The organism is candidate division Zixibacteria bacterium HGW-Zixibacteria-1, from assembly GCA_002838945.1.
Taxonomy (GTDB): Bacteria; Zixibacteria; MSB-5A5; order GN15; family PGXB01; genus PGXB01.
In genome coordinates this window covers 23740-35124 of the sequence record PGXB01000039.1, presented here as the reverse complement: position 1 = coordinate 35124, position 11385 = coordinate 23740, and the positions used below count along the sequence as shown (strand labels likewise).

Annotated in this window: 12 protein-coding genes; all 12 read right to left on the bottom strand. The window is 50.1% G+C overall.

The genetic code is table 11. The features are described from left to right. Positions 1-67: 67 nt before the first annotated feature. On the bottom strand, positions 68-277 hold the full coding sequence (locus CVT49_13185) for a hypothetical protein (protein ID PKK82565.1): 210 nt from the start codon (positions 275-277) through the stop codon (positions 68-70). A gap of 290 nt (positions 278-567) precedes the next feature. After that, positions 568-1473, bottom strand: coding sequence for a hypothetical protein (locus CVT49_13180; GenBank protein ID PKK82564.1), 906 nt, complete (start codon positions 1471-1473; stop codon positions 568-570). A 2-nt stretch (positions 1474-1475) separates the two neighbouring features. Then, entirely contained in the window at positions 1476-2123 is a 648-nt protein-coding gene (locus CVT49_13175; protein ID PKK82563.1) for a hypothetical protein, read from the bottom strand. 116 nt (positions 2124-2239) lie between these two features. After that, the gene (locus CVT49_13170; protein PKK82562.1) at positions 2240-3703 is read right to left on the bottom strand and encodes an NADH-quinone oxidoreductase subunit N; all 1464 of its coding nucleotides are present in this window, start codon (positions 3701-3703) and stop codon (positions 2240-2242) included. Between the two features lie 11 nt (positions 3704-3714). Beyond that, complete coding sequence (locus CVT49_13165) at positions 3715-5217, bottom strand: oxidoreductase (protein PKK82561.1); 1503 nt, start codon at positions 5215-5217, stop codon at positions 3715-3717. A 16-nt stretch (positions 5218-5233) separates the two neighbouring features. Continuing rightward, a complete protein-coding gene (locus tag CVT49_13160; GenBank protein PKK82560.1) occupies positions 5234-7300 on the bottom strand; it encodes an NADH-quinone oxidoreductase subunit L in 2067 nt (688 codons plus the stop codon). 1 nt (position 7301) lies between these two features. Beyond that, positions 7302-7607: an NADH-quinone oxidoreductase subunit NuoK gene (locus tag CVT49_13155; GenBank protein ID PKK82559.1), complete on the bottom strand. Its 306-nt coding sequence runs from the start codon at positions 7605-7607 to the stop codon at positions 7302-7304. A 1-nt stretch (position 7608) separates the two neighbouring features. Beyond that, a complete protein-coding gene (locus tag CVT49_13150) occupies positions 7609-8133 on the bottom strand; it encodes an NADH-quinone oxidoreductase subunit J (protein PKK82558.1) in 525 nt (174 codons plus the stop codon). Beyond that, the gene (locus tag CVT49_13145; protein PKK82557.1) at positions 8133-8768 is read right to left on the bottom strand and encodes a hypothetical protein; all 636 of its coding nucleotides are present in this window, start codon (positions 8766-8768) and stop codon (positions 8133-8135) included. The genes CVT49_13150 and CVT49_13145 overlap by 1 nt, the downstream gene beginning before the upstream one ends. Continuing rightward, positions 8753-9796 carry an NADH-quinone oxidoreductase subunit NuoH gene (locus CVT49_13140; GenBank protein ID PKK82556.1) on the bottom strand — a complete coding sequence of 348 codons (1044 nt, stop codon included), beginning with the start codon at positions 9794-9796 and terminating at the stop codon, positions 8753-8755. Before CVT49_13140 ends, CVT49_13145 begins: the two co-directional genes overlap by 16 nt. Continuing rightward, positions 9796-10905 carry an NADH-quinone oxidoreductase subunit NuoD gene (locus CVT49_13135; GenBank protein ID PKK82555.1) on the bottom strand — a complete coding sequence of 370 codons (1110 nt, stop codon included), beginning with the start codon at positions 10903-10905 and terminating at the stop codon, positions 9796-9798. Before CVT49_13135 ends, CVT49_13140 begins: the two co-directional genes overlap by 1 nt. 3 nt (positions 10906-10908) lie before the next feature. Then, a complete protein-coding gene (locus CVT49_13130; protein PKK82554.1) occupies positions 10909-11382 on the bottom strand; it encodes a hypothetical protein in 474 nt (157 codons plus the stop codon). Positions 11383-11385 lie beyond the last annotated feature (3 nt).

Genomic DNA, 11385 nt, shown 5'->3' with positions numbered 1-11385 from the left:
ACGCCGTCATTCGAGCCTGGGTTTTAAAAATCCAGTTGACTTCGAACGGGCGGCTACCCTATCTTAACTATGTGTCCATTTTTTTAGGGGAAGACCACCCTGTTGAAAAGGTCAATAGTGATTTGGTATATTCGGTCCCCAGCGCCTGCTCTCTGCCCAGTAATAATTTGATATGATCCATCATTGAATCATAATCTGGCATTTGTGCATTCTTGCTTGATTCAAGGTCTATCTTGCCATTATCCTTCGCTTTGGCATTTACATCATTTCTATCCATAAAATACACTCATACACTTTTGATATTTGATTATTCCATATTCTATTAATGGAACTGCCCTCTCTTTAGGCCTTCATTTGACAACGCGCTCTATAAATCTGCCGACATTTTTAAATAAGATAATTGCCGACTTATAAGATATTATGCTATTCTACAAATTGTTGTCAATAAGAATTGTCGTAACTCAGTCAGCCAAAATAACTACTAAGTGTGGAATATTAGAATCAGTCACCCGGCGACCCCTGTCTACAACCTGTGGATAACTTGTGAAAATGTTGTGGCGTAGATGTTTAACCCCGAATTATCATGCTCACGATGTTCTTGCGCAGCAGAATACCCACCAACTTGGTTCCCTGAACCACATAAACCCGCCGAAGATTCTTGAATATCATCATCGCCGCCACTTCGACAATCCGCGTATCCATCCCGGTCACCTCATGGTCGGTGGCATACAATTGCGCGACTTTGATCTTGTCTTCATGCTTGAGCAGTTCTTCAAACGGTTCGATATCCATCGAATAGTTGAGATTCGAGATCAGCGTTTTGTAATCGGGAAGCGCCGCCTGGATTAAATCCTTGTCGGTTATCTGGCCCAGAAGGTTTCCGTCGTCATCAATGACCGCCATCGCCGACAATCGGTTTTTGAACATCATATTGGCGACATGTTTGAGGCTGTCATCCGGCTTGACCGTGGCGACATCGCGGGTCATGATATCCTTGACGCGCAGTTCCTTCTCTACACCGACCCCGCTGTTGTAGATAACCTCGACAACATCGGAGGGATGTCGGGCGGAAGTGACTCTCTGGAGATTCCCTTCAATTCGGGCGAAATTGGCAAAAGCAGAGAGGGTCTGCAAATAAAGATTCGAGATATGTGAGGGTGTCAGAAGCAGAATTACAACCGAAACCGGGACACTGTCGGGAGTGGCATCGCTTAATCCCCTTCTGGAAATACCCATCAGGATATGCATATCATCCACTTCGTCGGTCCGGGCATGGGGAAATGAAAAGCCCCGGCCATAGGAAGTGTTTTCGATCTCTTCCCGCTCCAGAATAAGCTTTTTAATGCCTTCGGTATTGATATCCGGCTTTTCGCTTCTGAGAAGCCCCAGCAACTCTTCGATTGCCTCTTCCTTGCTGGTCGATTTGAGATCTTCGATAATATATTTCTCACTTAGCATACTGGCGAGTCGCATCTTTATTCCTTTACCTCCGCTATGTCATCCGGCCTGATATCGGTCAAAGTCGGCGGCGACACGATTCCGCCGGAGACAATAAGCTTGACTGCTTCTTCTATCGTTATATTTAACGTAATAATTTCATCTTCGGGAGCAAAAATAACGAATCCGGTCACCGGCGTCGGGGTCGAGGGCACAAAAATCCCGACCATTTTACGTGATCCGGAGGCGGTGCTTTCCAGCCGAAACCGGCTGGTCGCAAACCCAATCGTGTAAAGGCCTTTCCTCGGATATTCGAACAGGATCACTTCCTTGAAAGTCTTGACATTCGGCAGGGTGACCGCTTCAACCAGTTGTTTGGTGGCATTATAAACGACCCTGATTATGGGTATTTTGCCAAGAATTCGTTCCCATACCTTGTACAGCCTGTCACCGAGAAAATTGCGGGTCAAGAACCCGGCCAGCAAGATAATAAGAAGGGTGACAACAATACCCAGACCGGGCACATGATAGCCAAAAACGCGAAAAATCACGGGAGACAGAATGCCGTCAATTGCCTCAAAAAGAAACCGCAATACGACATAGGTCAGTATAAGCGGTACAATCACGAGGACGCCGGAAAGAAATTGTCGCTTGATAATATCTTTTACTATTCTAAACAGAGACATGCCTCCGCCAACCTACTATAATCTATCGGTTCGCGCTGCCCGGTAATATATAGCAAGACAGGTAAAATCTGCCAGCAAAAAATATGTAACCGGGATCTGGTATATCCGCAAAATTATTAAAAGCCAAAGACTCGGGCCATGTCAAGGGCAAATTTCAAAATTGGTCCGGGAAACACGCCGAATATTATAAGACCGGCGACGCCGAGAATTAGAACGATATTGGCGGAAAGAGGCGGATTAACTTTAATGGCCGGGTTTTCCGGAGCGAAATACATCATTTTTATGACATTGGCATAATAGTAAAGTGAAACGACTGCGGTCAGAAGCGCCAGAATCACCAGCCAGGTATATCCGGCCTGAATACCGGCGGCAAAAACAAAATATTTGGCGGCAAATCCGGCCAACGGGGGAATACCGGCAAGAGACAAAAGGAAAATGGCCATAAAGGCGGAAATCATCGGGGACGTTTTCGACAGGCCGGCATAACTGGCGATACTGTCGGAGCCGGTTTTGTCATTGAAAACCGTCGCCACGGCAAAGGCGCCCATATTGGCGAAAAGATAAACAAACATGTAATAACCGACCGCGCCGACACCGAGTTTCGAGACCGCCACCATACCGACCATCACATAGCCGATCTGGGCGATTGACGAATAGGCCAGCATCCGCTTGATATTTTTCTGCCGCAAAGCGGTAATATTGCCGAGTATCATACCCGCCGAAGCCAGGATAGCGACAATAATGCCCCAGTCAAGCGGCTCCATGACGGCATCCGAAAAACCATAAAGACCATCGACAAAAATTCTCAAAAAAGCCACCACCCCGGCCGCCTTGGAACCGACCGAAAGCATGGCGGTAATGGGAGTCGGAGCTCCCTGGTAGACATCGGGCGCCCACATGTGAAACGGCACCAGCGCCAGTTTGAAGCCGATCCCGGCCAGAACCATAATCATCGCCATCAGCGGCGCCCAGCCGATTCCATTTGTATTCAAAAAAAGCAACGAAAGATTGATTTTCATCATCAGGATATCGGTGGTTCCGGACAGGCCGTAAAGCAATGACAGGCCATAGAGCAGGATGGCCGATGAAAACGCGCCGACAATCAAATACTTCAGTCCGGCTTCAACCGAAATCCGGTCATCTTTATAAAACGCCGTCAGGACATAAAGCGGGATGGTCGTCAATTCCAGTCCGATATAAAGCGAAATAAGTTCTCCGGCCGAAGCCAGGAACATCATCCCCACCGTGGAAAAAAGAATCAGGCCGAAAAATTCGCCCCGATGATTGCGGATTTTGGTGGAAGCGATATCAAACGAGGAGCCGATGGCCATAAATGAGGAACCGAGAAAGATAATTTTGAAAAATGTCGCCACCGAATCAGACTTAAACATATTGTTGAAGGTAATACCGCCCTGATACAGGTAAAGCAGGATCCCGGTGATAGCCAAGCCGCCCATGGCGAGGTATCCGATCAGTTTGGTATTCTTGCGTTTGGTCCCGAGGTCAAAGGCAATAATAAAAAGCGCCCAGAGAAAGAGGAATACTTCCGGAATAATCAATTTCAAATTGTAATCTGGCATAATCTCAATTCCTATCGAGCCATCAGGTTAACCAGGTTCTCCAGGGTTGCTTTCATAATATTGGTAAGGGGTGAAGGATAAACCCCGATCAGAATCGTCAGAAATGCAAGCGGCGCCACCGTGATAACTTCCCGAACATTGATATCGGTCAAGCCGGCCCATTTCTCGGAGTTAAACTCACCCAGAAAAACTTTCTGCACCATTCGCAGCATGTAGCCTGCGGTCAGTACCACACCCAGAACCGCGAGGGCGGTGTAGATGGTCAGATCGGGCGCCGGAGCGGTGAAAGCACCGATAAAAACCATGAACTCGGAAACAAAACCGGACATTCCCGGCAAGCCGAGTGAGGCCATCGAGAACAGCACCATCAAACCGGTATATACCGGCAGCTTGGAACCGAGTCCTCCGAAAGCGGCAATTTCGCGGGTATGCGCTCTATCATAAAGAACGCCGACCAAAAGGAACAGCGCCCCGGTGATCAAACCGTGGCTGAACATCTGAAACATACAGCCTGAAATCGCGGTTACCGAGGAATATGCGCCCAGAGCCAGCATGCAGTAACCCATATGCGAAACCGACGAATAGGCGACCAGCTTCTTGAGATCTTTCTGCGCCATCGATACCAGCGCGCCATAGATAATGGCTATCAAACCGAGGATGGCAATCGGGATGGCAAAATACCGGGTAGCTTCCGGGAACATCGGCCAGGAAACTCTCAGCATACCATACGTCCCCATCTTAAGCAGGACACCGGCAAGGATGACCGAAACGGCGGTCGGCGCCTCGACATGAGCATCGGGCAACCATGTATGGAACGGCCAGACCGGAACCTTGATGGCGAAGGCCACAAACAGGAAGACGAAACACATCAACTGCAGCGAGTGCCCCATGCCTCCCGGCACCTGCTGTATCAGTTCCATCATGTTCAGGGTGTGCGGATCGCTGGTGAAATACAGCACCAGAATCGCCACCAGCATGAATATCGACCCGAACAATGTATATAAGAAGAACTTGATCGCCGCATATTCTTTTCTGGGCCCGCCCCAGACACCGATCAGGAAGTACATCGGCACCAGCATGACTTCCCAGAAAACATAAAAGAGGAAGAAATCAAGGGCGCAAAAGACGCCCATCATGCCCGCCTCGAGCAGGAGGAAAAACGAAAAATATTCCTTGACCCGTTTGGCAATGTTAAATGAGGCCAGAATCGAAATAAACGATAATAACCCGGTCAGGAACAACATCGGTACCGAGATTCCATCGACACCCAGATAGTACTGCGCGTTAATCGGCGCGATCCAGTCGAACGGTCCCTCGGCAAAAACCATGTCGGCCGAACTGGAAAAGTTGAAATAGTAAAGATAGGTCAGGTAAAAAGACAGGAGCATGGGAATGAATGAGAAAGCCGCCGAGGTCCATCTGATCAACCAGTGCTTTTCCTTGGGCAGAAACATCACCGCTATAAAGCCGAACAGCGGGATGAATATCATGTAAGTTAATATCGGGAAATTCATGACTTTCTCTTTCCTCCTAAGCTTCTATATTCGGTTCCGCCTTAACCCTGCCGGAACGGTTTGTCTTAATTGCCAGACGGAGCAGCGCCAGTAGGATGACGGCCGCCAGCAGTATATAAAAAGCCCATAACGAAACTCTGAACAGCATTATTTCAAGGGCGGCCCCTATTATCACCAATGTGTAGAATTGGAAGGAACCGCTTTGTATGTAACGGAACAACCATGAGAAAAACATGCAGACGTGCCCGGTGCCGTTGACGGCACCATCGATAATCCATTTGTCGAACCACATCTTGACATCGGCCCACTTGATCGTTATCCATCCGGCGAAGTTCACGAGTCCGTCGATGACATTGGCATCGAACCACCACAGTACATTGGTCAGACCGAGAATCGGCCTGATAAGGATTATATCATAAAGCTCATCAAAGTAATATTTATTGTAAAGCAGAGTGTACAGCGGTTTGAATTTTTCGACGATGGCATCCGGCGAAATAGCTTTCTTATAATACATGGCATAAGCCAGACCGATTCCGGAAACGGCCACAACTGTCGATATCAGCATCAACGGGTAGTTGGCGTGCGGATGATAAGCTTCGCCGTGAAAAACGAAAGATGCGAAACCATGACCCAGCCAGGGAAGTCCGACCCAGCCGGCGAAAACCGAAAGAAATCCGAGAAACATCAACGGCACCGTCATCGACTTCGGCGACTCATGAGCATGATCGTAACGATGCTGGTCGCGGGGTTTGCCGGTGAAGGTCATGAAGCAGAGGCGGAACATATAGAAAGCAGTCATGAAGGCAATCGCCAGTGTAAACACCATAAAGACCGGGTGCGCGCTTGTGGCCGCCACGATTTCATCCTTGGACCAGAATCCCGACAACGGGAATATCCCGGCAATCGACAGCGAGGCCACAATAAACGTAATCGCGGTGATTTTCATTTTGCCGAATAATCCGCCCATTTCGCGGATGTCATTGGTGTGCACGGCATGTATCACCGATCCGGCTCCGAGGAACAGCAGCGCCTTGAAGAAAGCGTGGGTCATCAAATGAAATGTCCCGGCATAGAACCCGGGGGTGTGATGGTGATTATATGTATCATAACCATACAGCCCCAGCGCCATAATCATATATCCCAGCTGGCTGACCGTCGAATAAGCCAGCACCCGTTTAATATCGAATTGTGTCAGGGCAATGGTCGCCGCCATAAAGGAGGTGATCAGGCCGATTACGGCCACCACCATCGAGGCGGTTCCCGAAGCCGCAAATAATGTCATTGCCCGGGCGACCAGATAAACACCGGCCGCAACCATGGTGGCGGCATGGATCAAAGCCGAAACCGGGGTCGGGCCCTCCATAGCATCAGGCAGCCACACATGCAGCGGAAACTGGGCCGACTTGCCGACCGCGCCGCAGAAGATTAAGACACCGGCCGCGCCCAGAATCGCGGGCGATAGTGTCCCGGACTTGACGATGCTGAAGACTTCCTGGTAATTGAAAGTTCCGGCATACAGGCCCAACATTAGCAGGCCGACGATAAAACCAAGATCGCCGATGCGAGTCGTGATAAATGCTTTTTTGCCGGCATCGGAAGCCGACTTCTTCTCGAACCAGAAACCGATCAACAGATAGCTGGTAAGTCCGACCAGTTCCCAGAAGATGAATATCATGAAAAAGTTATTGGCAATCACCAGGCCGAGCATGGAAAACGTAAACAGCGACAGATACGAAAAATACCGGCTCCAGCGCGGGTCACCGTGCATATACCCGAGCGAATAAATCTGCACGCAGCTCGAAACCGTCGTCACCACCACCAGCATCACCGCCGTGAGCGGATCGAACCAGGCGCCCAGCTCAAGATGAAGCGACGGCAGAGTGATGAACGGGATGGACATTTCCAGTGGTTCGCCGTGACGGCCGATCATCTGAATCAGGACACCGATCGAATGAGCCAGCGCAATCAGGATCATGCCGATCGAGAGATACGACGACAACTTTTCCTTCCAGCGCGTGACGAAGATAATCATCACGAACGCAAAGAGCGGATAGAACGGTATTATAAAAGCATTTTCCAGCATATTACCACTTCATGACATTAATCCGGTCGACTTCGATACCCTTCCAGTTGCGGTAAATCAGTAGCACTATGGCCAGTCCCACTACGGCTTCCGCGGCGGCCACCACAACCACGAAAATGGCAAATATCTGACCGGTCAGGGTTCCATTGCAGGTAGCAATGTATTTATTGAACGCGACAAAATTTATATTCACGGCGTTGAACATCAATTCAAGCGACATCAGGATCCCGATGGCATTGCGGCGCGTCAGGACGCCGAAAATGCCGATGGCGAACAGGACCCCGGCAAGTGCTATATAGCTGCCCATATCAGGAACTCTCCCTTCTTGCCAGAACCACCGCTCCGATAAGCGCGGCCAGCAGAAGCACCGAAACGACTTCGAACGGCAGCACGAAATCGGTCATCAGGAGCTTGCCGAGCGACATAATATTATTTTCCGGCAGTGTCACTTCACCAAGATTCCATTTGGTCCGGAGCATGGCATACATAGAAGCGCCCAGAAATGCAATCGCTATCAGGCCCGCCGCCGTCACCTGTTCATTGGTTTGCTGGATTTTTACCGAAGTCAGCTGCGATGTTAACATGATGGCAAAGATCATCAGAACCGACACCGCCCCGACATAAATAAGCACCTGTACGGCGGCCAGAAATTCCGCATTTAATAAGATGTATATACCGGCCACGCAAAACAGCGTCATTATCAAAAATATGGCACAGTGAAAGATATTTCTCAGCGTCACCACCATCAGCGCCGATATTATCATCGCCAGTGACAGCAGGTAAAACACCGGTTGAGAAGCGACAGCATCAATGAAGTTCGTAAGAAAGTCCATTACTTCTGCTCCTCCCCGCCTTCCTTGTCAGTGCTTTCCGGTTTTTTCTCATCATTTGCATCCGGTTCAGTCTTTGGCTCGGTCGAGTTCGGGTTGGCCGCAGTCGCCTGCGATTTTTCGGATGTCGTATCGGCGGGCTTCGGCGCCGCCGGTTTGGGAGCCGGCTTCTTGCGCTCCGGCTTTTCATACGGCACATCACGGCCGATTTCCTGAAGCTTATCCTTGTGCCAGGTCATATCTTCCTTGTTCCATGACGAGAATTCATACTTCGGCGCCATTTTAATGGCCGCAAAGTTGCAGGCCTCTTCGCACAAGCCGCAGAAACAGCAGAGATTATAATCGACGATAAAATCATCAAGCACCCGCTTTTTGGTGGCCTCATCCTTGTGATTAACAATATTAATGGCCGCTGTCGGGCAGGACCGGGCGCACAGCATGCAGACAGTACAATTCAGTTCGCCGGTTTCCTGGTCGGAAAGCAGCACCACTACCCCGCGCGATCTTTCGGGCATGGTCCATTTCTCGGTCGGATACTGGACGCATACATTATGCCGGCCAAGATGTTTGGCAGTCGTCGCCATGCCGATCAGCAGGTTCTTTATGCCGTTGAATACTTTTCTCACCAGCTGAACCACCCCGAGTATTTCATAAACCCGGCCAGAATGAGATTTATAAATGAAACCGGAAGAAGGAACTTCCATGAAAACTCCATCAATTGATCCACCCGAAGCCGCGGGAATGTCCAGCGGAACCACATCAGGACAAACACGAGCGCCAGGGTTTTAATCATGAACCACATCCATGACGGAAGCAGCGGGCCCTGCCAGCCGCCGAAAAAGAGCGTCGCACCGATGGCCGAAACGGTAAACATATTGACGAACTCCGCCAGGAAAAACATGGCGAACTTCATGCCGGAATACTCGATGTTGAATCCGGCCACCAGCTCCTGCTCGGCCTCGGGAATATCAAAAGGTGTCCGGTTGGTTTCGGCCGTGGCGGCGATAATATAGGTAATGAAGGCAATCGGGCCGAACGGCAGGCGGAAAATGTACCATTGATATATCTGGGCCTGCGACTGGACGATATCGACCATCGACAGCGACCCGACAAAAACAATCACGGCCAGGACCGAAACCACCATCGGTACCTCATAACTGACCACCTGCGCCGCCGACCGCATCCCGCCCAATAAAGCATATTTGTTGTTGGAGCCCCATCCGGCCATCAGAAGCGATATAATGGTGAAAGTGGTGATGGCCAGGACAAATAAAATCCCGATGTTGAGGTCGGCAACTATCAGGCCATCGCCGAACGGGATGACAATATAGGCCATGAAAGCGGCCACAAAACACATAATCGGCGCCCAATAAAAGACATACCGATCAACCGCCGTCGGGGTAATATCCTCTTTCTGCAATAATTTGACGGCGTCATGCACCGTCTGTCTCCAGCCATGCCAGCCGGTCCGCATCGGACCCAGCCGCTGCTGGAAATGCGCCGAAACTTTTCTCTCCCACCAGACCAGGAAAAGAGCCACCACGCAGAGAAAACCAAAAACGACCACCGCGGCAAAGATCAGCGCGATTATATCGACCAGAACCTGAGGCAGGCCGGTTCCGGCCAGCAATTCATACAGATACTTAAATATTCCAGTAATTTCCATTATCTATCCACATCCGGCAAAATTATATCCATCGAAGCCATGACCGCCACCACATCGGCAATCAGGTGTCCTCGTACCAGCTCCGGCATAACCTGGAGATGATTGAAGGAACTCCCGCGAAGCTTGACCCGAAGCGGCTTTTTCTCTTTATCCTGAGACTGCAGATAAACGCCCATTTCTCCGCGGGAATTTTCGATCCGGCTGTACAATTCGCCGGCCGGGGCCTTGAATGTAATCGGACTGAACTTGGCGGAGATGTCACCCTCGGGAAGCGCATCGAGTGCCTGCCTGACTATTTTGGCCGATTCACGCATTTCCCTGATCCGGACCATGTATCGATCATAACAATCACCATTTTGTCCGGTGGGAATATCGAATTTGAAACGATTATATATCGAATAGGTATCATCTTTGCGAAGATCGAACTTAATGCCCGAAGCGCGCAGATTGGGGCCGGAGACACCATAGGCCAGGGCCAGTTCGGACGACATCACGCCGACATTCTGGTTGCGGGCCATAAAGATCGGGTTCTCGGTCAGAACTCTTTCGTAGTCATCAACTTTATGATCGAAGGTTGATAGAAATTGCCTGGCTCCCGGAATAAACTGCGGCGGGATATCTTTGGAAACACCACCGATTCTTATATAATTGAATGTCAACCTCTGCCCGCAGGTCATTTCAAACAGGTCAAGAATACTTTCCCGCTCACGGAAGGCATACAAAAACGGCGTCAGGGCGCCCAGATCAAGTGAGGTTGTCCCCAGCCAGATCAGGTGGCTGGCAATTCGGTTGAGTTCCAGCATGATTACGCGCAGATGCTCGGCGCGCTCGGGAACCTGAATACCGGCCAGTTTTTCCACCGCCAGTGAAAAGACCTGATTACAGGACATCGCCGTGCAATACTCGAACCGATCCAGAACCGGGATACACTGGGCATAGGTGCGGTTTTCGCAAATTTTCTCAAGGGCACGATGCAGATAGCCTATGACCGGTTCCGCTTTGACAATTTTCTCACCATCCATGGTGAGCATAAAGCGGCAGACACCATGTGTCGAGGGGTGATGCGGCCCCATGTTGACTATAAATTCTTCTGTCCGCAAATCCGCCATATCTTACACCTCGGGCATCCGTTTGAAATCGGGCGCGTCCCAATTCTTGCGCATCGGATGTCCCTGATTCCAGTCATCGGGAAGCAGAAACCGCGTCAGGTTGCCATGATTCCTGACATTTATTCCGTAAAGCTCCCAGACTTCCCTCTCAAACCAGTTGGCCCCGGCCCAGACTTCCTGCACCGAATCGATCTCGGCGTTTTCAAAAGGAAGCGGGAATTTGAAATCGAATCTGAGACGATTTTTGATCGAGGCCAGCGAATACACGACTTCAAAATGCTCACCGGTATCGACACCGCACATCATGCACAGATAATCCATCCGCAGGGTAGTGTCATCCCTGACGGCCCGGCAGAAATCGACCAGATCTTCCGGTTTTTTCAGCAGGAAAAACGGTTCGGCTTTGCCGGTTTGGAGAGGCTCTATTTTATCCTGAAATTTTTCGAGGAGATATTTGGCAAGTTCGTCACGGTTCATAAC